24 protein-coding genes are annotated in these 25,454 nt (G+C 66.1%); 3 read left to right on the forward strand and 21 right to left on the reverse strand.

Annotated elements, in window-relative coordinates:
• Window positions 1-11: 11 nt before the first annotated feature.
• The 10 genes from DES52_RS10765 to DES52_RS10810 form a co-directional block, all read right to left on the reverse strand.
• Window positions 12-1,466 carry a DUF5691 domain-containing protein gene (locus DES52_RS10765; protein WP_110886817.1) on the reverse strand — a complete coding sequence of 485 codons (1,455 nt, stop codon included), beginning with the start codon at window positions 1,464-1,466 and terminating at the stop codon, window positions 12-14.
• The gene (locus DES52_RS10770) at window positions 1,463-2,821 is read right to left on the reverse strand and encodes an SWIM zinc finger family protein (RefSeq protein WP_245900909.1); all 1,359 of its coding nucleotides are present in this window, start codon (window positions 2,819-2,821) and stop codon (window positions 1,463-1,465) included. Before DES52_RS10770 ends, DES52_RS10765 begins: the two co-directional genes overlap by 4 nt.
• A gap of 290 nt (window positions 2,822-3,111) precedes the next feature.
• Window positions 3,112-4,506 carry a serine hydrolase domain-containing protein gene (locus tag DES52_RS10775; RefSeq protein WP_110886819.1) on the reverse strand — a complete coding sequence of 465 codons (1,395 nt, stop codon included), beginning with the start codon at window positions 4,504-4,506 and terminating at the stop codon, window positions 3,112-3,114.
• 246 nt (window positions 4,507-4,752) lie between these two features.
• Window positions 4,753-4,878 carry a hypothetical protein gene (locus tag DES52_RS23585; protein ID WP_281268568.1) on the reverse strand — a complete coding sequence of 42 codons (126 nt, stop codon included), beginning with the start codon at window positions 4,876-4,878 and terminating at the stop codon, window positions 4,753-4,755.
• A 463-nt stretch (window positions 4,879-5,341) separates the two neighbouring features.
• A complete protein-coding gene (locus DES52_RS10780) occupies window positions 5,342-6,184 on the reverse strand; it encodes an amidohydrolase family protein (protein ID WP_110886848.1) in 843 nt (280 codons plus the stop codon).
• A gap of 268 nt (window positions 6,185-6,452) precedes the next feature.
• Window positions 6,453-7,187, reverse strand: a complete 735-nt coding sequence (locus DES52_RS10785; RefSeq protein WP_110886820.1) for a hypothetical protein — start codon at window positions 7,185-7,187, stop codon at window positions 6,453-6,455.
• Window positions 7,188-7,359: 172 nt separating this feature from the next.
• Entirely contained in the window at window positions 7,360-7,992 is a 633-nt protein-coding gene (locus DES52_RS23275; RefSeq protein WP_211317904.1) for a hypothetical protein, read from the reverse strand.
• Between the two features lie 169 nt (window positions 7,993-8,161).
• Window positions 8,162-8,419, reverse strand: a complete 258-nt coding sequence (locus DES52_RS23720; RefSeq protein ID WP_425451121.1) for a double zinc ribbon domain-containing protein — start codon at window positions 8,417-8,419, stop codon at window positions 8,162-8,164.
• Between the two features lie 39 nt (window positions 8,420-8,458).
• A complete protein-coding gene (locus DES52_RS10800) occupies window positions 8,459-11,626 on the reverse strand; it encodes an ATP-binding protein (protein WP_146237263.1) in 3,168 nt (1,055 codons plus the stop codon).
• A gap of 73 nt (window positions 11,627-11,699) precedes the next feature.
• Window positions 11,700-12,299, reverse strand: a complete 600-nt coding sequence (locus DES52_RS10810; RefSeq protein ID WP_110886824.1) for a macro domain-containing protein — start codon at window positions 12,297-12,299, stop codon at window positions 11,700-11,702.
• A 138-nt stretch (window positions 12,300-12,437) separates the two neighbouring features.
• Between DES52_RS10810 and DES52_RS10815 the strand changes: the two genes are divergently transcribed.
• Complete coding sequence (locus DES52_RS10815) at window positions 12,438-13,280, forward strand: DUF5984 family protein (RefSeq protein WP_110886825.1); 843 nt, start codon at window positions 12,438-12,440, stop codon at window positions 13,278-13,280.
• Between the two features lie 189 nt (window positions 13,281-13,469).
• On the opposite strand, the gene DES52_RS10820 is transcribed toward DES52_RS10815, so the two are convergent.
• The 8 genes from DES52_RS10820 to DES52_RS10855 all read right to left on the reverse strand — a co-directional run bounded on the left by DES52_RS10820 (window position 13,470) and on the right by DES52_RS10855 (window position 21,466).
• On the reverse strand, window positions 13,470-14,807 hold the full coding sequence (locus DES52_RS10820) for a cytochrome P450 (RefSeq protein WP_110886826.1): 1,338 nt from the start codon (window positions 14,805-14,807) through the stop codon (window positions 13,470-13,472).
• A gap of 141 nt (window positions 14,808-14,948) precedes the next feature.
• Window positions 14,949-15,377 carry a DoxX family protein gene (locus tag DES52_RS10825; protein WP_245900911.1) on the reverse strand — a complete coding sequence of 143 codons (429 nt, stop codon included), beginning with the start codon at window positions 15,375-15,377 and terminating at the stop codon, window positions 14,949-14,951.
• A gap of 336 nt (window positions 15,378-15,713) precedes the next feature.
• Complete coding sequence (locus DES52_RS10830; RefSeq protein WP_110886828.1) at window positions 15,714-16,628, reverse strand: alpha/beta fold hydrolase; 915 nt, start codon at window positions 16,626-16,628, stop codon at window positions 15,714-15,716.
• Window positions 16,629-16,720: 92 nt separating this feature from the next.
• Window positions 16,721-17,539 (reverse strand): nucleotidyltransferase domain-containing protein, encoded by an 819-nt coding sequence (locus DES52_RS10835; RefSeq protein ID WP_110886829.1) that lies wholly within the window; start codon window positions 17,537-17,539, stop codon window positions 16,721-16,723.
• 12 nt (window positions 17,540-17,551) lie between these two features.
• The gene (locus DES52_RS10840; protein WP_110886830.1) at window positions 17,552-18,061 is read right to left on the reverse strand and encodes a 3'-5' exonuclease; all 510 of its coding nucleotides are present in this window, start codon (window positions 18,059-18,061) and stop codon (window positions 17,552-17,554) included.
• Window positions 18,058-18,537: a riboflavin biosynthesis intermediates N-glycosidase gene (locus tag DES52_RS10845; RefSeq protein ID WP_110886831.1), complete on the reverse strand. Its 480-nt coding sequence runs from the start codon at window positions 18,535-18,537 to the stop codon at window positions 18,058-18,060. Before DES52_RS10845 ends, DES52_RS10840 begins: the two co-directional genes overlap by 4 nt.
• A 131-nt stretch (window positions 18,538-18,668) precedes the next feature.
• Window positions 18,669-21,089 (reverse strand): heavy metal translocating P-type ATPase, encoded by a 2,421-nt coding sequence (locus DES52_RS10850; RefSeq protein WP_110886832.1) that lies wholly within the window; start codon window positions 21,087-21,089, stop codon window positions 18,669-18,671.
• A complete protein-coding gene (locus DES52_RS10855; protein WP_342767079.1) occupies window positions 21,086-21,466 on the reverse strand; it encodes a metal-sensing transcriptional repressor in 381 nt (126 codons plus the stop codon). The genes DES52_RS10850 and DES52_RS10855 overlap by 4 nt, the downstream gene beginning before the upstream one ends.
• Window positions 21,467-21,638: 172 nt before the next feature.
• Here DES52_RS10855 and DES52_RS10860 point away from each other — a divergent pair, with 172 nt between their 5' ends.
• On the forward strand, window positions 21,639-22,619 hold the full coding sequence (locus tag DES52_RS10860; RefSeq protein ID WP_211317905.1) for an MFS transporter: 981 nt from the start codon (window positions 21,639-21,641) through the stop codon (window positions 22,617-22,619).
• Between the two features lie 27 nt (window positions 22,620-22,646).
• Window positions 22,647-23,102: an MFS transporter gene (locus tag DES52_RS23280; RefSeq protein WP_211317906.1), complete on the forward strand. Its 456-nt coding sequence runs from the start codon at window positions 22,647-22,649 to the stop codon at window positions 23,100-23,102.
• Window positions 23,103-23,250: 148 nt separating this feature from the next.
• On the opposite strand, the gene DES52_RS10865 is transcribed toward DES52_RS23280, so the two are convergent.
• The 3 genes from DES52_RS10865 to DES52_RS10875 all read right to left on the reverse strand — a co-directional run.
• Entirely contained in the window at window positions 23,251-24,336 is a 1,086-nt protein-coding gene (locus DES52_RS10865; RefSeq protein ID WP_110886833.1) for a DmpA family aminopeptidase, read from the reverse strand.
• Window positions 24,337-24,394: 58 nt separating this feature from the next.
• A complete protein-coding gene (locus tag DES52_RS10870; protein ID WP_245900913.1) occupies window positions 24,395-24,961 on the reverse strand; it encodes a GNAT family N-acetyltransferase in 567 nt (188 codons plus the stop codon).
• A gap of 196 nt (window positions 24,962-25,157) precedes the next feature.
• Window positions 25,158-25,454, reverse strand: a 297-nt coding sequence (locus tag DES52_RS10875) for a hypothetical protein (RefSeq protein WP_211317907.1), incomplete at its 5' end; no start/stop codon positions are given.

Consider the following 25,454-nt stretch of genomic DNA (forward strand, 5'->3'; position numbering starts at 1 on the left):
AGGCGGGAAGGTCAGGAGGTCGGGTGGGCGGCCAGGGCGGCGCGCCACGCGCGCCGCACCCGCCAGGTGTCGACGAGGTCGGCGTACGCTTGAACGGCGGACGTCTCCTTCTGGGCGTGCTCTTGACGTTGGCGCTCTTCCCACGCGGCGGGCGTTTGCCACGTGGGAAGCTGCTTCGGGCGGGGCGGCAGTTCGAATGCCCTCGGCGTGGGCGGGGGAATCGTCACGTCCGGTGACAAGGTGAGGCGCAGCAAGCGCGTGAGTTCGCGCGCCGAGGGCGTCAGGCCCGCGATCTGGATGACGTTCAGCGTTCGCGTCGCCAAGGCGGCTTGCAACGCGGGAGGTTCCGCCGAGAGGTCGGTGGACGCGGCCAGCGCTCGCACGGCGTCGAGGAGTTTCTCTGCCGTCACGCTGGGTTGCCCGGCGAGGTCGCGCACGCGCGCGCGGGCGGTGTCGACGTCGAGTGGAGGCGGGGCGGGCGATTGCGGCGCTTGGAGTTCTTGCGCGAGGGACCAGTGGTGACTTCGAAGGGCGTGGTGCAGGTCGTCCCAGCGGACGTTCAGCGTGGTCAAGACGAGCGGGGTGGGCAGCGCGCCGAGCAGGCGGTGCAAGTCGCTGTCGTCGTACTGCCCGGCGCGCGGTTTGCCGAGCGCGGCAGGCAAGTCGAAGGCGCCGAAGGTGATCTTCTGTTTCAGGAAGCCGCTCACCTTCACCGCTTGAGGCAGCAAGCGCAGCAACTCGTCTTGCAGAGGGCCGGGAAGGTGCCCGAGGAGTTGACGCGCTTGCTTTTGCAGGTCCGGCGAACGGTCGCGCGTCGCGGCTTCCAGCAACGCGCGGTCTTCTTGGCGCAGGTCGCGGCGCACGAGGGTCAGCAGTTCCTTGCGTCGCTCGGCGGGTTGTTCCGCCCACTGGGCTTGCAACTCGCGCGCGGCGGCCTCGGGGTTCGTGGCGCGCCGCTCGCCGAGCGCTCGGAGGGAAGCGGCCCACGTGGCGTCCTCCTCGGCTTTGCGCGCCTGCTTGTGCAGGGAATGCGCGTCCAGCGTGACGCGTGCGCGCGCGTCCGCCAGCGTCCACAGGGCGTGCGCGAGGTTGGCGTTCTGGCCGTGCACGGCCAGGATGTGCGCGGCGTTCAGCGTCCAGCCGCGCGCGGCCACGGTGCGCAGCGCCTCGGCGATCAACGCCGGGTCGGCGCGCAGCAGCGCCGGCAGCAAGGCCGCCAAGTCCGCTGGCAAGGGACGCTCGGGTGGTGGAAGCGGCGTGGGTGGGAGCGCCGCGGCGCGGCCCAAGGAAGCGCCCGCGCGGGCGTGCAAGCCCAGCAAGGCGGCGCGGCCCAGCAGCAGCGCTTCGGGCGTGTCGCCGGGAACGGCCGTCAACGCTGCCGCCAACGGTCCGGTGGGCGCGGGCAGGTCGGCGCGGCTCGTGCCGCGCGTGGCGACCGCAGCCAACTCGCGCAAGTCGCCGCTCACGAGGCTCCTTGTGCTGCTCGCGGGTCGGGCGTCGCCTGCGTGTCGGCAGCGACGGTGCCCACGGGTGTGAAGCTGCGCCCGTCCCATTCACCGAAGTACGTTTGCGGGAGGGTCTCGGCGTGGGCGAGCATGGTCCACACGTCGGCCTCCTCGACGCGCGCGCCGAGGGGAACGGCGTGGCCGTCCGCGTCGCACAGTTGCGGCGGGTCGAGGTTCAGGTACGCCGGGCCGACGAAGGCGCCGATTCGTTCCAGCCAGGGATTGAGCGCCAAGGCGGCCGCGAAGCGGCTTTGCAGGTCGGTGAGGGTACCGCTTGGGAGGGGCAGGGGTGTGGTGGCCGCCGTCACGTCGCCTTGCAGGATGGCTCGTTGCGCGTACGCCGAGGGCGCGTAGGCCACGGCGGCTTGGAACGGGCGGGCGGGCGGGGGTGGCGGCAGGGCTTGTCCGGTCGGCGCGAAGTCGAGCAGCAAGGCCACTTCTCGCTCGTCTCCGAGCAGCCAGGTGCGGCGAACGTGAAGTTTGCCTTCTTCTTCTTGCACGAACCCGAGGGTTCGCCACGTGCGCGGCGCGGCGGGCGGGATGCTCGCGCGGTCGAGGGGCGCGCCGAGGGCGCTCAGGAGGTCGGCGCGTTCGAGTTCACTGAAGGTGGTTCGGTGTCGCCAAGCTTGCGTGAGCAGCCACAGCCGCCCGAGGTGCGCGGTGAGCGCTTCGCCGGTCTCGTCGTGCAGCAAGTCGGGAATCTGGCGAACGTGCCTCGCCACCCCTGGAAGTTGAGCGTCGACGAGGCGCGCCGCTTGCCGGTCCCAGTCGCCGTACGGGCGGGCGCGAGCGGCTTGCAGGCCTTCGCGTACGAGGTCGCTCAGCCACAATTCGAGGTCTTCGAGGCCCGCGGTCTTCTTGCGGTCGCCGCCCGCTTGAGCTTTCGCGCGGGCTTTGGCGCGCTCGGCCGGATCGGTTTCCACGTCGCTGGGAAGCTGCGCGGCCTTCTCGGCGCGGGCCGTTCGGCCTTCCAGCCATTTGGCGAGGTCGGACGGCGGGGTGGCGCGTTGCCACGCGCCGGACTGGGCAACGTGCAGCAAAAGCAGGCCCAGGGCGTGCTTACAGGGGAATTTGCGGCTGGGGCAACTGCATTTGCTGGCGAGTTCGGCGCTTCTGGCGTCCACGCCGACGAGGTAGGGATGTGCGCCGCTGCCTTGGCATTCTCCCCACAGCACGTCGCCTTCTCGTGCGAGGGTCGGCCATTGCGTGGGTCGAGCGAGTTTCTGGGCAGCTTTGGCGCTGCCGCCGTCGGGCGCGAGGGCCAGGGCGGCATCTGCGGTCAGTTGATCGAGAAAGGACGACAGCGTAAACCTCACTTTAAATTCATTTATAACATAATTGCGGCGAGTGGAATTCATGCTCGCACCCTTACCGACTCGAGCAACCTGCGGTCAGTTCACCCATGCTGCAAATGACAACTCGATCCACGTACGGCGAGCAACCGCACACCGAAGCAAGGCAAGCAGGACCTTCACGACAAGCCCGTGCACAACCCCATTTCGGAGGCCATCCCCACCCTTTAAGGACGATGCCCTTGGCTTCGAATAGTCGTGCGCGCTTTCCAAACTGCATCTGTTGAAGCTCTCGATGAACTGAACGGGAACGCTCAGGCGTCCTGACGTTTCATCACGCGTCCCAACCGAAGCCACGTCACTTGTCCGTTCGCGTCGCGCAGGATGTCCACCCGTGCGCCTTTGAACATCCCGTCGGTCGCGACGAGTTCGTCCTGCCCGCAGAATCGCGCCGGAAAAGGCGGAAGTGGATCGGGTGCCGTGTCGGACAGGTCACCGTAATCCTCGGGAATGAACTCCACCAGCAACTCCGGCCCGTTTCGTGACACCGTCACGCCACCCCCGAACGTTCCAGCCATCAGGTAACGACCGACCACGTCACTCACGGTGTTCTCGTCGACGTCCAAGAAGATCGGTTCCTCCTCTTGAATGCCAAGGAGGTGCTCCCATACCCACTGTTGCACGCTCTTATTCAAGACCTCCCCGAGGTCCGCATTCGTCAGGCTCGTGAAGGCGAAGCCGAGGTCCGGAGCGAGCACGAACGCGGACATCTGCCCGTTCGTAGCTCCGCCGTGCGATAGGAACCGCACACCGTTCACGTCGCGCACGAACCACGAAACGGCCATGTGACGCCCCCCGGACGCCCGTACGGTCGGCGTCTGCAGAACCCGCATCGACTCCGGAGACAGGAGACGCTCCCCGGACGGGGCCGTTCCATCTCCCATGTGAAACCGTGCGTACGCCAACTGATCCCGAACGCTGCTCGCGAGACCACCGGCAGGATTCGCGCTGCGCGGCAACCCCCATGGGCGAGCGACGACCGCACGGTCACCTTTCACGATGTGTCCCACGGCGAATGATCTCGTCATCACGTCATCTTGAAAGAAGAACGACGCGTCCAGGCTAAGCGGATCGAGGACGAAGCGCCGCGCGGCCTGCTCGTACGTCATGCCCGTCACGACTTCGATGACACGCCCCGCGACGTAGAACGCGGCGTTGTTGTACGACCACACCTCCCCGAGCGGCGTGATTTGCTCCTGATCCGCCAGATTCGCGACGATGCGCGTGAGGGCGTCATCACCGTTTCCTGTGTTTTCAAAGTAATCTCCGACCCAACCCGCCGTGTGGTTGAGCAGTTGCCTCACCGTGACACGCGCAGCAACGTCCTCAGACTGCAACCGAAGGTCGGGCAGGTACGTTCGGACGTGCTCGTCCAAGTGCACTTGGCCCGCTTCGACGAGACGCATCAGGATCGTCGCCGTGACGGTCTTGGTGGTACTGCCGATCTGGAAGAGCGTGTCGGCGGTGACGGGAAGAGGATGATCGACGCTCGTCACACCGAGGCACAGCTCGTACGTCTCCCAGGGCGTGTGAAGACCGATGGCGACTCCAGGCACACGGAGCGCGCGCATCTGCTCGAGAACATGATGCGTGAAGTTCTCGAGCAGATCGGGCGTGAGCTGACGCACGTCGGTGATGGGTGTGTTCATGAAGGAACCTCCTCATTCAGCATAGGCAGACGAGGTTCGTACCGCGAGTCCGTGCAGCGAGATTGATTCACCACTCGACGTCGGCTGTCCGGGAAAACGTCGCCCAGCCCGCTGATCATCGTCCGCGCCACATGCCGTCATGGGACCGCACGCACGGCGGCGAGCGGCACGTCCACCTCGGAGTATTTCCTCGCCCACATCACGTACTGCTCCGTATCCCCGCCCGTACGAGAGATGACAGCGCGATCAGTAAGTGCGTGAGGGCCACGTCACGGTACGCGTCGTGAACGCCTTCACGTCAGCGATGCGGGTGTCCCAAAAGAGAACGTCGGGAACGAGGGTGGCGAGCAGGGTCGAGGTGATAGGTTTCATGCAAGCGGTCGTGCACCCTGAGAGGCTCGTCGCGCTCAACGTGACGTCGCCCGCTCGCGCCGACGTCGAGGTCGGTCACGGCCTAGCCGGGGCCGGGAACGCCATGTCGAACGCCAAAGTGGCCAATCTGGCGGTCAAGATCCGAGCGATCCGGTATGAGGAGAGCGGATGGAGTCATGCTTCAGCTTGTCGGACGGTCACGCTGAAGGGCGAGCGGGGACTTCAGGGAGCGAGAAAGCGCGACGAGCAAGGAAGAAGCGTTCAGCAGCTCACCTCGCTCTACAAGGTGCGTAAAGGGCTGCTGGCGATCTTCTTGGCTTGGCGTTGGTTGACGCTCGTTGAAGAGCGTTCTGGCGCTCTGGATAATTCAAGACCGTTGGCCCAACGTCTCGCCTTGAGCGACTTGGCAAGACGCCCGTTCGGACGCCGCAAGCCTCTCCTCGTTGTTTTGTACCGACTCCTGTCACCGCGCGGGTGCGGGCCAGTTCAAGGTGGTGCGGACGCTGCGACCCAGAATCCAGGCTTTCTCCTCGCCGGACAACTCGCCGGTATCGCGAATGTAGTGCAGGGCCTCCGCCCAAGAGTGGTGGTCCTTGCTTTGCGTGTGATCGCTTCCCCACATCACCCGCCGCGGCGTGAACGCCTCCACCACGCGCAGCAGCATGCCGAGAACGTCTCGGTACGGATACCCTTCGCTGGACAAGCGTGGCGCGTGACTCCATTTCACCGACACGTTCGGAAATTCCGCCAAGGCCAAGACGTCCTCGAAGTCCGCGAACCGCTCGGCAGGCGGCGCGCCCAAGGGAAGACGCACCCCGCAATGGTCGACGATGACCTTCACGTTCGGGAACTTGCGCAGGTACGGCCGCAAGAGGCGAGTACGGCCGGGCAGCAGCACGAACACCGGCACGCCGTACTTCTCGGCCGCCGCGAACACCGGTTCGTCCGCACCCTGCGCGAATTGCGAGAAGCCTTCCTCCGTCCACGGCACGACCCGCAAGGCTTTACGTTGCGGCATCCTCCCGATGGTGGCGATGAGCTCTTCGAGGTCCGGGTCACGTCGATCGAAGCGCACGAGGTACGCGAAACGCTCCGGGAAGCGCAACGCCGCCTCTTCGGCGAGGGGAAAGACGTGCCGAAACGCGCCGTTCGGTAACTCGTACCCGGGCAGGATGCGCGATCGCTCGTCGAATCCCCAGTACTCGTCGTACAGAACGGCCTTCACGCCCACGGCGTCCATGGCGGTCATCCCCGCCTCCAAGCTGCCCAGTAAGTTGAAGTGCACTTGAGCGTCGACGATGTCCATGCTGATCTCCTTGGGCGCGCTCGAGGCGCCGCTCTCGATCATGGACTTAACCACTTCGAAGGGTGCCGCGTGATGAGACGGCCCCAAGAGGAGGCGATGACCGCTTTGGGAAAGCGGTCGCCCGTCGGTCGGGTACGCTCGGCATCGCGTCACTCTACGGACCGGCGACCACTTGACGCACCTCGTCGTACGCCTTGACACCCGCTCGCGCAACTTCAACGAAGACGCTCGCATCGACAACGGCTTCAAGCCGCTTACCGCGACCTTTTTACTTCCGGCAGGTGAGTCGGACGCGAAAGCTCGGATCCGACACGCTGTAGCTGAGGCCCAGATCCGCTGGAAGGCGCGGATTCACCTGGAGGATGAACTTCGTGGGCTTCAAGGCTTTCGCTTGCGCCTCGGTCGTTCCCTTCGGAAACGAGAAGCGAAGCTTGAAGGTCATGACGCCACCTTGCAGCACCTCCTTGCTCCAGGGCTTCAGAAAATCGTCCTCGTCGACGGCCAAGGTGTTGCCGTCGGGCAACACCAGGGCAGGCTGGCTCGCTCCACTCGCCGCGCCAAAGCCGGTGTTCATCAGCGACGTCGCCCTCCGAGCTCCATTGCGCATCTCGAGCGTGACGGCCCAGCCGGAAGTATCCGAATTCGCGAGCTCGGCCGCACGCACCGCTTCGAGCGACGTCACCTTGACGCGCCAAATTCCGTTGAAGAGAGTCTCGTTCAGGCAGCCTTCGAGCGCCGGAAGCTGATTCGCCCCACCGGCGGCCGTCCCCGACGGCACCCCGCCTCCCTGACTCAGCGTCAGCGCGTTGCCCTTGAGCGTGCCGGTAATTCCCAGCTTCTTCAAGGCGGACAACGGCACGTACGTTTCGCCACCGATGACCACCGCCGGTTTGGGCATCGTCTGGCCATTGACGATCACGCTGTACCCGCTCGCCGCGAGCGCAATCCCTGTCATGCCCAACGCGAGCGCACCGGCGACTCCCGACTTCATTCGTACCGCCATACCTTACCTCCGAACCGCAAACCCCACGCGACCGACGAGGCTTTGTGGCCATGTGCCTCCAGACCTGGTCTCGCACGTGGGGCCAGTGGGGAACTGCAATTTCACCTCAACGCGGGCGGGCGGCGGTGCGACCAGGGTCGGCAGGCAGCACGGCGCCCGCACCATTTCGGCATCACCGAATGCGCCTGGAATCCGCCAGAGCGTTGTCGGCGTGCGCCTGATCGCGCGTCGCGGGCAAGACGCACACGGCGTCACCGTCATACGCGTCGCGCCAGACATAGCCTGAAAGACAGGCGATGCTGTTGGGCTGCTGACGAGCGGCGGCCCGGCTATTGTCCAAAAGCACTTGACGCCGAACGGCGGGAGTCACGCAGACGTGATCGCCCGGAACCGTCTCGCGCCACACGTACCCCCCGATGCACGTGTCCGGCCCGGAGGAAAGGACTCGGCGTGCCTGCGCCTGGGCGTTGTCCGCTTTGGCCTGCTGACGCGTCGCGGGCAAGACGCACACGGTATCGCCTTGATACGCTTCTCGCCACACGTACCCTTGACGGCAGGAGAGGGACCCCGGAAGGTGGCGCAGAGGCGCCTGGCGATTGTCGGCAGCCACCTGGGCCCGGACTTGTGGCGCCACGCAGACCAAGTCGGTTGGAATGGCCAGGCGCCACACGTAACCGGCTTGGCACGTGTTCGGTCCATACGGCAGGCGCGAGGCTGACTGAGCCGACGCCGTGGCCAAAGTCAGGAGTGGCGCGGTGAGCAGCAGGCTGCGGACGGTCGTGGAGTTGAGCAAGGTCAGGTTCATGGATTCCTCCTGGAGTGCAGGCAATGCGGCGAAGCCGCAAGTGCAGAGGGTGAAAGCACCGATCGACGGCGGCGGGACGAGGGAAGCGCCAGGGAGGTGGAACGTCCGGAGTTCGGCCGGCGTGCGGGCCTACTCTTCGGTGACGCGAGGTGGAGAACCTAATCGGCAGTCATGGCGCCCCTTCATGCGACTGCAGCAGAGGCTCGCCGCAAGCCGCGCAGTAGCGGGTGTAGGGACTGAAGATCGGCGCGCGGCACAGCGGACAGACCTCCATGAGCCAAGTCCCGTCGTTGATGCAGTAATGCTCCGTGGAACTGAGCGGCACGGCGCGCCCACAGCGCGAGCACAGCCGGTAGTGAAGGGGTGTCCGGACGGCAGCGTCTTCGCCAACACGTTTCACAAGATGATTCAACCTCCCTTCTGCCACGCAGTTTGGGGGAGGCTGGATCGGAAGCGAATCGGATTCTCAGGTCGGCGTGCGCTCGGCGTCCGAACGAGCAAGGAAATCAGCCCACGTCTCCGGGAGGCGTTCGCCGACCTCCAACAACCGGGAGCGCGCCCATTCATACGTCCGCTTCTGGCCCTTGGGTTTGCCCAAGATGCCCTGCGCCCGCAAGCTGAGCTCCAGCGCCTTCAAGTCGTACGGGTCGGCGTCGAGCAGCAACTGGGCCGCCCGGACGACCTCGGCCGGATCGTTCGTCAACTGCGCCTCGAGGCGGTGCTGCAACGCCAGAAGCAGGGCCTCACGCGCGGCCTCCGAGCGGCTCTCCAGAGAGAGACCGCTGAACGCCGCGCCGCGCCATAAGCGGGTGTCGCCGTGCGCGAGGAAAACCTCCGCGTCGCTCGACACGGCCGCTCCGAGCGCGTAACCATCGACCGTCGTGGTGATCAGCCCCGCGCCGAGTTGCTCGCGCACCTGGTAGACCAGATCCGCGAGGAGCTTCCCCGCCTGCAGCTCGGTTTGATCCGCGTAGAGCGACTCGGTCAAGCTCAAGCGGGCCACCTCGAGGCGGCCCGACAGCCGCGCTTCGAGCAACGTGGCCAGCAATTCCTGACGTTTGCGTCCCCGCACGGGGAACGTTTGCGGGCCCACCGTCAACCGCATCGGACCGAGCACCTCGATGTGAAACGCGGCGGTCGAGGCGGCCGGAACCGCTCCGCCACTCGTCGTTCCCCCCGCCAGCTCCGGAAAATAACGATGGGCGAGAAAGACGCCGTGCTTCAATCCACGCTGCTCGAACCATTCGGCGTGGGTTCGGGCGCCTTCGAGATCACGATCCAGGGCGCAGCGTTCCAGCTGAATGACGTGCAGTGGAAGCGGCTCGGCGATTTCCGCCGCCAAGCGCTCGGCCTCCTCCAGACTCTGCCGAGCCAGGTCCTGATGCCCAAGGGCCCGCGCGATTCGGGCCTTGACTTGATAAGCCGCCCGGAGTTGCCGAGGTCGCCCACTGGACGTGGCCATCTTCATGGCTTCATCGGCGCGTTCCCACGCCCTGCTCAGCTGACGGTCGAGAAGCAGCGTCACCGCCAACGCCCGAGTGGCCGAAGCGGCGCCTCCCGAATGATTCAACGCCTTGGAGACTTGCAGCGCCTCGGAAGCGTACTTCCGGGCCAGGGTGACGTGAAGGGCGGTTTCCAGCGTCAAATGCAATTCGGCCAGGGCATTCAAACAGTCGATCAGAAATCCATGAGGCTTTCGCCGTTCCAAGACACCCAAGCTGTCCAGATAAAGGCTTTCGGCCTGCTCATACTCACCTTGCCAAACCAGATGATCGGCAATCGCGAGATTGGCTTCGGCGAACTGGACAATGTGACCGCGCTGAAGACTCAACGCCGCCGCTTCCTGAAGCTCTGCCAGCGACTCACCGTACTCGCCCAAGTCTTGCAAGACCACCGCGTGAGCGTGCAGACCGGTCACCACGTTGTGGGTGAGCTCGAGCGTTCGGAAGATGGCCAGAGATTGGCGAAAACAAATCTCGGCGTTCTTGTTGTCCGCGCCAGAGGCATGAATGATGCCCTGCAAGTAGATCAAAGCTCCGCGGATTCGGTCCGTCAGGGCGGGATGCTGCTGCGCGCGGCGCGCGAACTGCTCGGCCTCCTCGACGCGCCCCACGTTGAGCAGCGACCAGGCGATGTCATAGCACGTTTCTGGACTGGCGCCGAGCAGCGAAGGATGCTGCCGCACCAAATCGACGACCGCCTCGTCATCACCGACGATACTGCTGAGGCGAATTTGCCGCCACAAGCCGCGCTCTCCGTGTTCGCTTTCCGGAAGCTGGGCCAGCACCCGGTCAAGCTTGTCTTGCTCTTTGCGGCTCGCGAAGATGCCAGCCAGCAAGTCGATCGTCGGAACGTCATGGGGATTGAGTTCCAGCGCCAGTTCACCCAACCGAATCGCGGTTGGCAAATCGCTTCCCTTCAAGGCGGTCGCCGCTTCAAGTGCCAGAGCGGCCTGCTCCGAACCGCTGGCGTAGTCGACCGCCTCGACCAACCACCGGTTGGCCTGCGTTCCTCCTCGGGCCTGCGCGGCCTGCTTGAGCAGGTTCAGGGCGTGACCAGGCTCGAGCGCGGCGTCTTTCACAAAACGGGCTGCTTGCTGAGGATCGTCTTGATAAGCCGCGATGGCTCGGCGACCGAGGAACTGACGTTGCTGCGCGGGCACTCCCCGCGCCATGACTTCGGCATACAAGGGATGAACGAACTCACCGTGAAGGAGAAGTCCGGCCCGCGTCAGGTGCTCGGTGGCGTCTCGAAGTTCATCCAGGCTCGACCCGACCACCTCTGCCAAACGCGACGCCGCAACGTCTCGCCCGAGGATCGCCTTGGCTTGCAAGACGGTCTTCAGCGAGGACGATTCGGTCGCCCCGGCGATGACCTCTTCGATCAAAGCTTCGACCGTGGCCGGCACGACGCGCTGCTCGGGCACCCGCCAGTGCCAACGCCGACCGTCATTCCAGAGCAAGCCCTGCCGAGCCAGGAACCGAAAGAATTCGAGTGTGAACAGTGGATTCCCGCCGGCCTGCTCGTAAATCCAGGCGCGTGCCTCCACGGGCAACTCCGCCCTCACCTCCGCTTCGAGCAGCGCATCCGAAGCGGCGCGGCTCAGCGGCTGAACTCGGATGGACTCGAACTCCTCGGGCAGCGGTGTTCTGCTGGTCACCAACAGTCCGGCGCCCTTGGTGCGCTTCACGCGGGCAGCCACCTGCTGCCACAGCTGCCGCTGCTCGGGCGAGGCGGCGTGCAAGTCCTCGACATGCACAATGAGTGGAGCTCCATGGGCAAGCTGCGCGGCGAGAACTTCGACGAGTTGGCTTCCGGTGAGGGCTTCCCGGCTGCCCAAGCGTTCAATGGAGCGGGCCAGCCAACTGCCGGGTCGTTTCAAAGGGGGAAGGGCCAGCGCGACCTGCTCGAGCGCGTTGCTGGCCTGGACACTCAGCGAAGGACAGGGCGTGGTGCTGAGCAGAGACTGGGCCAGATGGGTCTTGCCGACGCCGGGCTCCCCCCAAAGGCCAACGGCGAGACCGGCACGCATGGCGAGCAACCCTCTGAGTCGCTTGCTGATCTGTTGATCGTCTCCGATGATCTCGACCTCCCGATGGTGGAGTCTGCCCTCTTGATAGGCTAATGCATCCACCGCGACCCTGAGAGGGTGTTCTAGTGGAGTTGTGCCCTCGCCGAAAAGAACGGCGACGACGGGTAGAGCCTTGTCATCCGAGGAGGCGGTGATGCTCTTCGAACGCCTGCCTGAGCGTCAACGGACAGTTCTCCTGCCCGAGCATCACCACCGCGTACGCCGCCGCCATCTGCCGCGCGCTGCGATCGGGCGGCATGCGACCGATCGCCGTGCACAACCCCGGACTCAACACAGACGTGATCGGCCGCTCGGCGTTCGCGGCGTTGAAGGCACGCACGGCCAGCAACGCCGCGCGAAACGCCAGGTACGCGTTCACGCTCTCCGCGACGTTCCCTGGCACGCGCATCGTCGGGGCGCTCACCAGGTAAGGAAGGTGCGCGTCGAAGGTCTCGAGCACGAGCGCCTGCCCGACGGGAAGCTCCCCGACGTGCGAGCGTCGCAATTCGTCGCGCAAGCGGTCCTGCAAATCCCACCCGAAATGCCCCGTGTACGCGAGGTCGATGCCGCCGTCCATAAACCCGAAGCTGTTCGCGGGACTGACGATCGCGTCCGCCGAGACGTCGAAGATGTCACCGTGCGACACATCCACGCTCGGCAGACGATGAAAGTGCGTGCGCCAAGCGTCGACGACGTCCGCGTCGCGGTCCCGCAGGTGCAGCGTGAAGGCCGGCATGCCACTTCATCGTCGCACGTCCCGCGCCGCACCTGCCGAAGGTTCTCGTTTCATCGCTCGCGCTCGGCACGCAAGCGCCCGCCAAGGAAGAGAGCGAGGGGCGCGTCGAGCGAACCTTCGTCCGCGTACGCTGAAGAAGTGACGCTCACCTTCCGCCACCGCCTGCGTCCCTTGCCCGACCTGCTTGCTTTGTGGAAGGAGGGCGGGGTCGATCCGCGCTCGTACCTCACGGGATGGTTTTGGCTCACCGACGGCCGGTACGCCATCGACACCCCGCACGGCCGGGTGTTCGCCTACCACCCGGCGTTCGTGACCGCGCACGATGTCGTCGGCGAGGACGCGCACTTCCTCGATGACCAAGTGGGGCGCTTGTGGTGGAACCTCGCCGAGATCCTACCGGACGTCCTCGACGTCCTACCCACCCCCTTCGACGCGTGGGTCGAAACGGGGCAGTGGCAGGCGTGGCTGGCGAGCGTGACCGAGTGGTGGAACGGCCTCGACGAACACGAAAGTGACCTGACGTGGAACGCGTGGTACGAAGCCACCGCGTGGTGGGGTGCGCGGCACCTCGACACCGGGTACCTGGCGGCTGGACCGCGCGTGGTGCTTTGGCGAGTGCGGACCACCGTGACGATGGAATGGGACGCCCGCAGGCGCCTTGTAGACGGCGTGCCATGCTGGGAGGAAACGGCGGGACGCGTGACCTTGAGCGTGACCGAATTTCAAGCGGAAGTCGAGGCGTTTCGCGTTCGCCTTCACGCGGAGATGGAGAGGCGGTTGCGTGAGGTGGCCGCGCTGGGCATGTTGACGCGAGCGGAAGAAGCAGACTTGCGCCGACAACACGCGGACAGCTTCGCTCGGGTCGGCAGGAGCGACGGCACGAACTGGACGACCGTCTTGGCGGCCGTGAAGGCCGTGGAGGACGCGTCGGGAATCGCCTCCCTTCAAGCGACGCCTGACCTTTTCAACTTCGATGGCTAGCTGAATGCGGACCAACGCGCCCGAAGGGTCAGAACCCGAGGGCGTGACGTCGCCTACTTCCCGTCACTCCGGCAAGCGTTGAAAGACGAGAGCGAAAGGGCCACTCGAATGACAGGGTTGCGCGGAGCAGCGAGCAGTTGGAAGAAACGCGTCTCCGGCGGCATCGAGTCGAGTCGAGTCGCGGCGTGCTCAGCGGCGGCTCACACGAGATGGAAGGCCGCCTTTCGGGTGGAGGGTGATGCTCGGCGTCGGCACGGCGACGCGCGGCACTTCGACGTTCCACGCGCGCACGATCAGCGCGAGGACGAGCGCCGCCTCCATCGTGGCGAACGCGTTGCCGATGCAGATGCGCGGCCCGCCGCCGAAGGGGATGTACGCGCCCTTCGGCAAGCGGCGCTCCAACCCGTCATGCCAGCGCGCCGGGCGGAAGTCGAGCGGCGCGTCGAACGTGGCGTCCGAGCGGTGCAGCACCCACGGCGAGATCATGATCTGCGTGCCCTTCGCGACCGCGTCCTCGCCGAAGGTGACGTCCGCGTCAAGCTGCCGATTGAAGATCCACGCGGGCGGGTACAGGCGCAGCGTCTCTTTCACGACCGCGTCGAGGCGCGGCAACTTCGGCAAGTCGGCGAAGGTCGGCGCGCGATCCCCGAGAACGCCGTCGAGCTCCTCGCGCAGCGCCCCGAGCTCCTGCGGATGCCGCCCGAGCAGCCACAACGCCCACGACAGGGTGTGCGCGGTCGTCTCGTGCCCGGCGATGTAGAGGGTCATGATCTCGTCGCGCAGTTGCGCGTCCGACATGGGCTGCCCGTCCTCGTCGCGCGCCGCCATGAGCAAGCCGAGCAAATCGGCGCGCTCCTCGCTCAAGGCGCGTCGCCTCGCCACGATCCACGCGAGGACCTCCTCGACGTGCTCGACGGCCCGCGAAAGGGCGCGCCGCCCTGGAGCGGGCAGGTGCGGCGGCACGACGGCACGCCACGAGAAGCTGTCGAGGATGATGCCGCGCTCGATGGTCCCGAGGGCGTCGGCGAGGCGACGCTCATCTTCGTGCAGGGACGCGCCGAACATCGTCGCGACGACGATGCGCTGCGTCAGGAGGGTCATGTCGGCGTTCACGTCGCGCGTCTCGCCACTTCGCCACGTTCCGAGCAACTCGCACGTGAGGGTCACCATCGTCTCGGCGTAACTCGCGACGTGCACCGCGTGAAAGGCAGGCTGGATGAGTTTGCGTTGACGGCGCCAGAAGTCACCCTCGCTCGTCACGAGGCCGCTTCCGAACACGAGCGGCATCGCGAAGCCACGCTGATAGCCTTTCGAGAACAGCCGTCCCGTCTCTTGCAGCGTGAAGTGCACGTCCTCGGGGCGCGTGAGCAGCGCCGTAGAACCGCCGAGATCGAAGAACACGACGCGCCGCTCCGTCGCGGCGAGGCGGTCGAGGAAGCTCAGGGGATCGCGGGCGAAGGCGGGCGTGTGCCCGACGAACGGCAGCGGCGTCGGAAGCGAAGCGGGCACGGCAGGCGAGCGCGTCATGCCTCATCTTGCGCTGTTCACGGTGCGACGAGCATGCAGGAGGTCCCGTCGAAGCCATGCGTGAAGAGCGTCACGCCGACCTCGCCCATGACAAGCCGACGACATTCCACGTCGCCTCTCCAGCTTCTCGGGCTCGACGAGTCACCTGCCGTTCGCTCGCCACGCGCCCGTGCACCACAGCGCCCAGAGCACGAGAAGCGGCTGGAACAACAACCGCACCCCACGCTCGACGTCCGAGTTCAATCCGAAGGCGTCCACGCGGTTCACGAACTGCGAGACGTTCCCCGGAAAGATCGCCACGAAGAAGGCGGCGACGACGACGCCGATCACCACCCGGAAGCGCGGCAGGGCGATGAGGGCGGCTCCGAGGGCGATCTCCACGAGGCCCGAAGCGACGACCACCGCGTCCGGCGAGAAGGGCAGCCAAGGCGGCACTTGCGCTCGAAACGCGGCGCGCGCGAAGGTGAGGTGCGAGATGCCCGCGAAGAGCAAAAAAGCGCCGAGCAGCAGGCGGCCGATCGTTCGTGGCACGTCGAGGCGAGCGGTCGGACGCGGGGGCGGTGAGCGCACGAAGTCCTCCATGGCGCGCCGGGCGCCGCTCCTCGACGATACAAAAGATCGAGCTGCCCGCGCCCCTCGGAAGGCGCGCCATCATTTGGACGAACGTTGCTCCCACGCGCTGTCCCGGACCGTCAGCGGGGTGTGAGGAAGCGCGTGGGAAGTGTCTGCTCGGGTCGATCTCGCCCTCGAACGTCGCCCGCTTCCCGCCGGCAAGGATCGGGTCGAGCGAAACGAGCGCGACGGCGTGTGGCGGCAAGTCGAGCTTCGGAAGCGTCGGACGTCTCTCTCGCGTCCTGCCTCGTCCGCCACTTCCTTTGTGCCGCAAAGCTCCTCGCGGCGCACGGCTCACCGCTCATCGACGTTCGCCCTCAAAGCGCCCACCACCTGCCGGATGACACTCACCACCAGCGCAGGATCCTGCTCCGGAATACTGAACCAAGCGCGCTGAGACACCACTTGCCGACCGGCAGAAGACAACCGTGCCATGGTCCTTTGCTGTTCCCCGAGGATCTGTGTGAGACGCAGACTCCCGGAAGGCAGACGTGCCCGCTCCCCGTAGTACGAGCGCACGTCCTGACCCGGCGTGATGACCACCAACGGCATGGCCTTCAACGGTCGAGCTTGTCGAAGTTGACGCTCCCCCGCCTGGACGTTCCAATTCGCCGTGAGGGCGGCCGCGTCGTCGCGCACCGCCGCAAGCCGTTCGGTCAGCCGCTGAAGTTCTCTGCGCGCGTCCCACGCGTCCATCTCTCCCGAACGGAGAATGTTCGCGAGCGTGACGTGCAGCTTCTCCCAAAGACCTTCCGGCAGAGGATTGACGAGAATCACCGCGCGTACCCCCGACGGGTGAAGGTCGGCGTACAAGCGTGCAAGCTGAGCGCCGTACTCATACCCGACGAGCACCAGAGGTCCCGTCACCTTGGCGGTGACGAGGACGCGGTGCAGCTCCTCCGCGCGCTGCCGTCCGTCCGTCACGCGAGGCGAAGGGTCGCTCATTCCGACGCCGGCCGTGTCGAACACGCAAACGCGCGTGAACCGAGCGACGTCGTAGCTCACCACGCCGAACACGCCGGACGGCGCCAGCCCGCCAAGCAGCACCACCGTCGGCGCCCGACTCGGACCATCGCACTGAAGGTAGAGCTTGTATCCGCCCACGTCATACCAACCGAATTGTTCGGCTGGAAACGACTGAGCGGAGACGTGCATGTTGACGATGAGAATGGAGGTCCAAGCCAGGAAACGAAGCGTCTGCCAGTTCATGTTCTTGCCCCGCTTTCACTTGACGGCGTCGTCGCTAGTCTACTCTCGCCGGTGACTCGAGCGCGCCGTGCAAGTGCGGCTTGTGACGTCGCTCAAGAAGCGCTCGTCCGCCGCTCGAAGCCACGAAGGCGCAAGCGAACGAGGAGTTCGCTGAGCGCCCGCCACGCGTTCACGCTCACCTCGTCTCGCAGCCGACGTTCGTCCTTCGCGGCTTCCAGTTCGGCGGTGAGGCGGCGCACTTCACGCTCGTAGACGCTCACGTCGCCCGTCAGCGTTTCCTTCTCCGCGCCGCTCGTCTTGCGCGCGACGAGCTCGTCAAGGTACGCGAGCTTCGCGTCCTCGTTCAGCACGCGCACGTTCGCCTCGACTTCTCCGGTCCGCATGAGGTGCAAGCCCGTCAACAGCGTGCGGAAGGTGTACAGCAGCGGTTTGACGCGCGGCGGGTCCTCCTTCGCGAAGAGCTTCCACTGATTGGCGGCGAAGCCGAGGTAGTGGTGCGCGTGGTGCCGCGTCACGACGCCCGCCGCGATCTCTTTGAGCTCGTCGTGCTCGGGCGTCGTGTGCACGATCAAGGGGGAGTGCAGTTGCTCCAGCACGTACCCGTTGCGCTTGAGCATCAGGGAAAAGAACTTGTACGCGTCGTGCGTCACGAGGTCGAGTTCGATGTCCGATCCGAACGGGGCCATGCCCGCGTGCGCGAACGCCGAGTCGTTCATAAGCTGCACGGTGTCGCGTCGGCCGAAGAGCCCCAGCACTTCCTCAGGCGGCAGGACGTGCACGCCGCGTAAGTCCCAGTCGCTGTCGGCGCTCGGGAAGCCGTAGAGGTGCGCGCCGCTGATCGTCGCGAACAGCAGCGGGTACGGGTGTTCACGCACGGCGAGCTTCAACGCAGGTGGAAAGGAAATCGTCATGCAAAGGTCCTTTTAGAGCGGCCAAGCGCCCCTTTCCACGAGACGCAAGACGAGCGCGGCGATGTTCCACGCGTCGTCCTCGCCGCGGTGGTGTCGCCCTTCGAGGGGCAACTCGGCGTGCTGCAGGGCCTGCGCCATGCCAAGTCGCTTCTTCATGCCGAACGCCGCGTACGTGGCTTTGGCGTTGGTGTGCCGACTCGAGAACGGATAAGGCACGCCGCGTGTCGCACACGAGTCCGCGTGGAACTCGCTTCGCAAGGTGCGGCAAGCGTCCGCGAAGGACATGCCGCGATCGACTTCTTCTCGCGTCAATCCCGTCAAATGCGTGCAGAACTCGCTGACGTCGGAGCGGGTGGGTTTCACGAGCAGGCGGTGCTTCGACGCGCGGCGCCTTTCGTGCAAGTCCACGACCGTGAGGCCGATTTCGATGATTTCGCTGACCTGCCCGGACGGCGCTTCGTCTTGCCAACAGGTCGCTTCGACGTCCACCACGTTGAGGGAGCGCCCGAACGCTTCGCTCATGGCGCCTCCCTCAGCGTGTCACGTACGCGCATAAGGGCGATCCCGAGCAGGTTTTCGCCCCAGCGGTCGCGATTGGCGAGGGCGTCCTGCTCCGAGAAGCCGACGCCCCAGATGCGGTCGGTGGGCGAGGCTTCCACGAGCAGCGCGTCGCGCGTGGCGAGCAGGGCTGCTCGAAGCTTCTCGTTTTGCGTGAACTTGTGCAGGCACGCGTCGAACGCGACGCTTTCACGCACGCTGGCCCACACGGCGTCGTCGTACGGACGCACGCGCCGTCCGAGTTGCTTGCACTCCCCAGGATTCCTCGCGTGCAAGATTGCCTCGGCCGTTTCGAAGTCGCCGAACTGCACGGCTTTGCGGTGCATGATGAACTGCTCGGCCCAATGGTACGTGACGCCCTGAACGACGAACACGGACGGGTGGAAGTTGCTGAACGGGTGCGCCGTTCGGTAGAAGAACACGATGTCGTCCGTCGTCATCCTCCGAGCCTAGCGACCCGGGCGGATCGCGTCATGCGAACCTTGGCGTACGCCGTTCGCGCGCTTCACAATGACGCTCGCGGCTTCGCGCGTGGGACTCTGACGGGACGTTCGAGACAGACCTTCTGCGCTCAGGCGGCCGCTCGTCTTCCTTGCGCCGCGTGACGGCTCCGCACTCGTACTCGGTTGAGCAGCAGCGCGTTCACCGTCACGATGACCGTCGAGGCGCTCATCAGCAGCGCCGCCCACTCGGGCCGCAACAGCACGCCCGTCGAAGGGTACAGCACGCCCGCCGCGACCGGAATGGCCAAGACGTTGTAGATCGCCGCCCAGAACAAGTTCTGCACGATCTTGCCGCGAACGCGCCGCGCGAGGACAACGGCGCTCGCCACGTCCGCCGGGTCGCTGCGCACCAGCACCACGTCGGCCGTCTCCACGGCGACGTCCGTGCCCGCGCCGATCGCCACGCCGACCTCGGCTTGCGCGAGCGCAGGCGCGTCGTTCACGCCATCGCCGACCATCGCGACCTTGCGGCCCTGCGATTGCAGCTCTTGCACCTTCGCCGCCTTGTCCTCGGGCAGCACCTCCGCAATCACCGTGTCCATTGCGAGCTGCCGCGCGACCGCCTCGGCCGCGCGGCGGTTGTCACCCGTCAGCATCACCGTCTTCACGCCCAGCGCGTGCAGCAACCGCACCGCCTCCCGAGCCGACTCACGAATCGTGTCCGCCACCGCCACGACACCAAGAAGCTCCCCGTCCGCCGCCACGTACATCGCCGTCTTGGCGTTCCCCGCGAGGCGCTCCACCTCGACGGGCATCAAAGCGACGTTCACGCCTTCCCGGTTCATCAACTTGCGGTTGCCGATCAACACGCGCCGCCCCTCGACGGTCGCGACGACCCCGTGCCCCGGAACGCTGTCGAACGATTCAGGAGCGACCAGCGACAAACCTTGCGCTTGCGCGCCGCGCACGATCGCCTCGGCCAGCGGATGCTGCGACGGACGATCCGCCGACGCGGCGAGGCGCAGCAACTCGCCCTCGGTCACGCCCGCCGCGGGAACGATGTCGGTCAACGCGGGTTTCCCTGCCGTGAGGGTGCCGGTCTTGTCGAACACCACCGTGTCCACGTTCGCCGTCGCCTCCAGCGCCGTGGCGTTCTTGAACAGCACGCCTTCCTTCGCGGCCTTGCCGACGCCGACGGTGATCGCCGTGGGCGTCGCGAGCGCGAGCGCGTCCGGACAGGCGATGACGACGGTCGACACGGCCGCCGTCAAGGCGAAGACCACGCCCTCCCCACCGAAGAAGGACCACGCGAGGAACGCCAGCAATCCCGAGCCGAGCGCGAGGAACACCAGGTACTTCCCGGCTTGGTCGGCCAGGCGTTGCGCGGGCGCGCGGCTCGCCTGGGCGTTTTGCACCATCTGTACGATGCGGGACAGGGCCGTGTCCGCGCCGACGGCGGTCGCCTTGAAGGTGAACGCGCCCGTCTGGTTGACGGTGCCGCCCGTGACCCTCGCGCCCGCCTCCTTCGCGACCGGGACGGGTTCCCCGCTGACCATACTCTCGTCCACGTAAGAGTGTCCGCTCGTGACCTGGCCATCGACGGGGACGCGGTCGCCAGGTCGCACGGCGATCTCGTCGCCGACCACGATTTGCTCCAGCGGGATTTCCACCTCCTGACCGCCTCGAAGAACACGCGCCGTGCTGGGCGCGAGCTTCAGAAGCGCCTCCACGGCGCGTCCCGTCGCGAAGCGCGAGCGCATCTCCAGCCAGTGGCCGAGGAGCGAGAGCGCGGTGAGCATGGCCGCCGCCTCGAAGAACACTTCACGGCCTCTCAGGGCGAGCGTGGCGTACACGCTGAACACCCACGAGACGAGGATGCCCGTAGCGATCAGCGTCATCATGTTCGCTTCGCTTCGGCGCAACGCCCGCCAAGCCGCCGAAATGAACGGCCAGCCGCCCCACCACACGACGGGCGTGGACAGCAGCAGTCCGAACCACGCCATCGACAGCCCGAATGGTGGCAGGGCGGTGAAGCCGAAGGTTTCGCCGATGGGGGAGTACAGCACCACCGGGACGGTCAGGACGAGGCTGACGGCGAAGCGGAGCAGCATGTCGTTCACCATGTGCGCGCCGTGCCCGGACGCTTGACCGTGCGCGCTGTGGTCCATGACGGCCTCCCCCTGCGTTCCGTGTCTCGTCGCCGCGTGGTCGTGCGCTGCCGAGGCCGAGTGATGAGCGTGGTGGTGTTCGTGTCCGATGCTGGGGTGGCCGGGTTGCGCGGTGGACGGCGTGCAGTCCTGGCAGTCGCAGTCGTACCCGGCGTTGTGCAGGCGTCGCCGCAACTCCGTGTCATTCACGACCGCCGAGTCGTACGTGAGGTGCGCGACGGCGCGGGTGCGGTCGACGTGCACGCCCTCCACGCCTTCCACACGGACGAGTCGGTCTTCCAGCCCGGCGAGTTCGCTTGGGTCGTGGCAGTTGCGGAATGAAACTTCCAGGGTGCTGCGGCGTGGCGCGTCGGGCGCGTGGTGGTGATCGTGGTGGGTCATGCCTGCCTCCCGTCGAGGTTCACCTTGTCGTGCAGAACGTCAGGTGTGCTTGAAGACTTCCATGAGTTCGTCGCCGATTTTCTGCTCGTCGCCACGCTCGTGGGCAGGGGCGACGTGCAGCCCAGCAAGTCGCCGGTCGCCGCTCCGTCGAGCTCGCCTTGAATGGCCTTGAGCTGCTTGAGGACGTCGACGCAGTAGGCGGCGGGGTGATCGAGGGAAACGCGGACGCTTTCGAGTTGCCCGCGTGCGATGGCAAGTCGCCGTGGTGCTTTCTCGCGGGCGTCTTCGAACATGCACGGGTGAGGCTCGGTGTGTGCGTCGCAGGATTCGCCTCGAGGAGTGAGGTCAGTCTCGAAGGTGGTTGCATCGGTCGCCATGGCTCGGCCCTCCTCGCTCAATCATGCACCCACCCAGAGGGGATGTAAAGACCTCGTAGAAAATATCCTGACAAGAGCGGGTCTTTATCGAGATATTTTCAATATCCCCGAGGGGGGTATACTCTTGATGTCGGGCGATCCTTGCCAAGGGATCAGGAACAAGGAGAGGACCATGTCCCACGTCAACCCCACCTCGCCCAAGTCAAGCCAACTCGGCCTGCCACTCCTCGTCATCGCCGCCGCCCAGTTGATGCTCGTCCTCGACGACTCCATCGCCAACGTCGCCCTGCCCACCCTCCAACGAGAACTCGGCATCAGCTCGGCGAACCTCCCGTGGGTGGTCAACGCATACATCCTCGCCTTCGGCGCGCTGCTCTTGTTCGGCGGCCGCGCCGGCGACTTGTACGGCCGCCGCCGCGTGTTTCAAAGCGGCCTGCTCCTCTTCACCGTCGCGTCCCTGCTCGTCGGCCTCGCGCCCAATGCTGCGCTGCTCATCGCCGCTCGCGCCTTGCAAGGCGTCGGCGCGGCCTTGACCGCCCCGAACGCCTTCGCCCTCATCACCACCACCTTTCCCGCCGGTGCAACTCGTAACAAGGCCCTCGCCGTGTACGGCGCGATGTCCGGCCTCGGCATCGTCGCGGGCCTGCTCCTCGGCGGCCTCCTCACCGGCACCCTCGGGTGGCGCTGGGTGTTCTTCATCAACATCCCCGTCGGCTTGCTCGTCCTCGCTGGCACCCGCACCCTCGTGGAAGCCGCGCGTCAACCCGGACGCCTCGACGTCCTCCCGGCCATCACGGGAACGCTGGGCATGGCGTCGTTGGTGTACGCTGGCGAACAAGGCTGGACGGACCCCCTCACCCTGGGCGCCTTCGCGGGTGCAGCCGTCCTGATTCCGCTGTTCCTGCTCAGCCAAGCGCGCCGTGCGAATCCCCTGCTGCCCCTCGGCTTGTTCCGCGATTGCAACTGCGCCGGGTCGTACCTCGGCATGCTGCTCCTCGCGATCGGCCCGATGGGCACCTTCTACCTCGTGACGCTGTTCATGCAGCACATTCTCGGGTACAGCCCCATCCGCGCACGGGCCTCGCGTGGCTGCCGTTCGCCGTCGGGATCGCCCTCTCGTCAAGCGTCGGCTCGAAGCTCGTCTCCCGCGTGACACCTCGCGCGCGCCGCCGCCGGAATGATGATCGCCGCCGCCGTTCTGTGGCTGTCGAACATGGATTCGCAAGCGAGCGACGCCCTGCACATCCTGCCAGGCATCTTCGCGACCGCATTCGGATTCGGGTTGGGCTTGACCCTCACGGCCGTGCGCGGCGTGCGCGCCGAAGAATCCGGGGTGGCGTCGGCGCTGCTCAACGCCTCGCAGCAGATCGGCGTGGCCCTCGGCTTGGGCGTGCTGTCCGCGGTGGTAGTCGTGACGGCCACCGCGACGCTGCCGAACGCGCTGAGCGCCGTGTACGAAGGCCGAGCGGCGGGAAACGAACGCTCGGTGGCGCGAGCCAGCGACGCGCTGGTGCAAGGGTACGACCGTGGACTGCTGGTCGGCGCGCTCGTCCTGGCCGTCGCCGCCGTCATCACGGCGCTTGTCATCGACGCCAAGCCTCAGCCCCAGAACGCCGAGCAGCATCTCCACCGCTGAAAGCTTCCACCCTGCATGAAACTCGACGTACTTGCAGAGCGTGGCTCGACGAATTCAAGACTCCGCTTCAATGCACGGGTGCGCCCTTCCGTGCGTTCCGGCCGCTGTCTTCAATACGTTCCCGTCCCGCCACCGACTCCTGGGCGCTTCACAGGCGTCCGTAGCGCCGCATCACCTCCAGCAACTGCTCCGGGTCGATCGCCTCCACGACCCACCCGCGCGGCTTGATCGCCGTCATCGTGCGCGCCGCGAGCAAGGCGTTCACGACGGCCTCCTCGACCGCCTCGCACGCGGCTTCGTAGATCGGATCGAACACGTCGTCGTTCACAAACTCCAGCGCGTCGATCACCGCCGATTCACGCTCGGCGGAGCGTCGGTTCGCCACGCTGAACGCCAGGAACAAGTCGCCCGAGCTGTTGCCGCCCGCCGTTCCCGTTCGGCCGATGCCGAGCGTCGCTCGCCGCGCGAGACGCCTGAGTTGATGCGGCAGCATCGGAAAGTCCGTCCCGATCACCACGATGACCGAACCTTGCTCGCGTTCGAGCGCGGAGGGCGCGTCGAGGTGACGTCCGACCGGCACGCCGAGAACGTGTAGCCAAGGCCGAATGCCGAAGTTCGCCTGCACGAGCGCCGCGACGCACCCGGACGTGCCTGCGATGTTCAAGACGCGCGAGGACGTCCCCGTGCCTCCCTTGAATCCGTACGCGATCATGCCCGTTCCACCGCCCACGTTGCCCTCGGCGACCGGACCGCTCACGGCGCCGTCGAGGGCGGCGCGCACGTGCGCCTCGGTGACGTGCTGAGCGTTGATGTCGCTCAGCACGCCGTCGTACGTTTCGCCCACGACCGGCATCAGCCACAGGTGACGCTCTCGGAAGGTGTCCGCGTGCTGCTCGATCATCCAGCGCGTCACGCCGTGATGCACGATGCCCACCGAATGGGTGTTCGTGAGGCAGATGGGACCGCGAAAGTACCCGGCGTCCTCGACCCAGTGCAAGCCTGTCAGCTCGCCGTTGCCGTTGAAGCGGTGATGTCCCGCCCACACAGGTTCGAGGCTTGCGGCGCGTCCGCGCGGCAAGATGGCGGTCACGCCTGTGCGCGCGGGCGCCGCGCCGGACGTGATCAAGGTCGTGAACCCCACTTCGACGCCTTGCACGTCCGTGAGGGCGTTGAACGTCCCGGGCGTTCCCGGGAAGGGCAGGCCGAGCTCTCGACCGCGAAGGCGACGCGTCACCGTTCGTTGTCCTGACGCGCGCGTCGCACCGCGAGGAGAAGGTGGCGAACCACGGGCGTCATTTCAGCGACTTCTCGACTCGGTCGGACGCCAGCATTCCGTAAATCAGCGTGTCGGTCCATTCTCCCTTACTCCACCAGTCCTGGCGCAAGTGGGCCTCACGCTGCATGCCCAGGCGTTCGCACAGGCGCGCAGAGGCCGCGTTCCTCGCGTCCATCTGCGCGGCAACTCGGTGCAAGCCATAAACGTCGAACGCAGCGGTCAGGACAGCCCGAACCGCTTCCGTCGCCAGCCCCTTTCCTGAAAAGTCAGGATGCATGACCCAACCGATTTCTGCGACGTCGCCGCGCCCTTTGGTCAGCCACAGCGACACGTCACCAATGACTCGACCTGCATGTTCCCAGACCAGGGCCAAGGCGCCCACTTCGGAATCGAGTCCGACCCGTGTCAGCCGCTTCGCCAGCTGCTCCTCGGCATCGTTGGGTGTCCAGGGTTCCTCGAGCAGATATTGCGCCACGTCGGCGCGGCTGTAGTAAGCCAGCAGGTCCTGATCGTCCGCCGGGCGAGGCAAGCGCAGCGTGAGGCGATCTGTCTGCAACGGAAGGAGCAGCGTTGGCTTCGACACATCAGGACTGTAACCCAGCTCCTCGGCAGGAACTGAGGAGAGTGTTCGAGCGGGGCCGTTCCAGGGTGGGTCGCCCAAGGGGAGCGGCTCACGAATCTCTGCAGGGACGCGTGAAAAAGTTGCTGGAAGCGCGAAAACTGCACGGAGAGCACCAACGGAGCGACTTCTCTCCCCTCGATGCCGTTGAAGCGTACGGTCAGGTGAGATACGGGACGGGCGGGTGATACATGCGCTTGATCGTGAACGGTTCCGTGAAGAGCGCGCCCGTGTGACTCGAACGTGCCTCGCGACCGATCTTGAAGCGTTCCATGGGAAACTCCTCCGTCGAGCCGTGCATGTGCCGCCGGTAGTAGCCGTACACCTGCCCCGCCACTTCAATGGTGTCCGTCACATCGACATGGACGATCGGCAAGGTCGGGTCGGGCGTGCCGTACTGCGCGTACTGGTAGAAGTTCACGTTCCCTCGGTGTCCCTCGGGCTCCTCGCCTTCCGC

It is taken from the genome of Deinococcus yavapaiensis KR-236 (genome assembly GCF_003217515.1).
Classification (GTDB): domain Bacteria; phylum Deinococcota; class Deinococci; order Deinococcales; family Deinococcaceae; genus Deinococcus_A; species Deinococcus_A yavapaiensis.

Coding starts and splice junctions, on each gene's coding strand:
- DES52_RS10860 (WP_211317905.1), top strand. CDS start 21,639: ATGTCCCACGTCAACCCCACCTCGCCCAAGTCAAGCCAACTCGGCCTG.
- DES52_RS10855 (WP_342767079.1), bottom strand. CDS start 21,466: ATGGCGACCGATGCAACCACCTTCGAGACTGACCTCACTCCTCGAGGC.
- DES52_RS23280 (WP_211317906.1), top strand. CDS start 22,647: ATGATCGCCGCCGCCGTTCTGTGGCTGTCGAACATGGATTCGCAAGCG.
- DES52_RS10785 (WP_110886820.1), bottom strand. CDS start 7,187: ATGGCGGTACGAATGAAGTCGGGAGTCGCCGGTGCGCTCGCGTTGGGC.
- DES52_RS10820 (WP_110886826.1), bottom strand. CDS start 14,807: ATGACGCGCTCGCCTGCCGTGCCCGCTTCGCTTCCGACGCCGCTGCCG.
- DES52_RS23275 (WP_211317904.1), bottom strand. CDS start 7,992: ATGAACCTGACCTTGCTCAACTCCACGACCGTCCGCAGCCTGCTGCTC.
- DES52_RS10780 (WP_110886848.1), bottom strand. CDS start 6,184: ATGGACATCGTCGACGCTCAAGTGCACTTCAACTTACTGGGCAGCTTG.
- DES52_RS10830 (WP_110886828.1), bottom strand. CDS start 16,628: ATGAACTGGCAGACGCTTCGTTTCCTGGCTTGGACCTCCATTCTCATC.
- DES52_RS10835 (WP_110886829.1), bottom strand. CDS start 17,539: ATGACGATTTCCTTTCCACCTGCGTTGAAGCTCGCCGTGCGTGAACAC.
- DES52_RS23585 (WP_281268568.1), bottom strand. CDS start 4,878: ATGAAACCTATCACCTCGACCCTGCTCGCCACCCTCGTTCCCGACGTT.
- DES52_RS10840 (WP_110886830.1), bottom strand. CDS start 18,061: ATGAGCGAAGCGTTCGGGCGCTCCCTCAACGTGGTGGACGTCGAAGCG.
- DES52_RS10775 (WP_110886819.1), bottom strand. CDS start 4,506: ATGAACACACCCATCACCGACGTGCGTCAGCTCACGCCCGATCTGCTC.
- DES52_RS10850 (WP_110886832.1), bottom strand. CDS start 21,089: ATGACCCACCACGATCACCACCACGCGCCCGACGCGCCACGCCGCAGC.
- DES52_RS10810 (WP_110886824.1), bottom strand. CDS start 12,299: ATGCCGGCCTTCACGCTGCACCTGCGGGACCGCGACGCGGACGTCGTC.
- DES52_RS10845 (WP_110886831.1), bottom strand. CDS start 18,537: ATGACGACGGACGACATCGTGTTCTTCTACCGAACGGCGCACCCGTTC.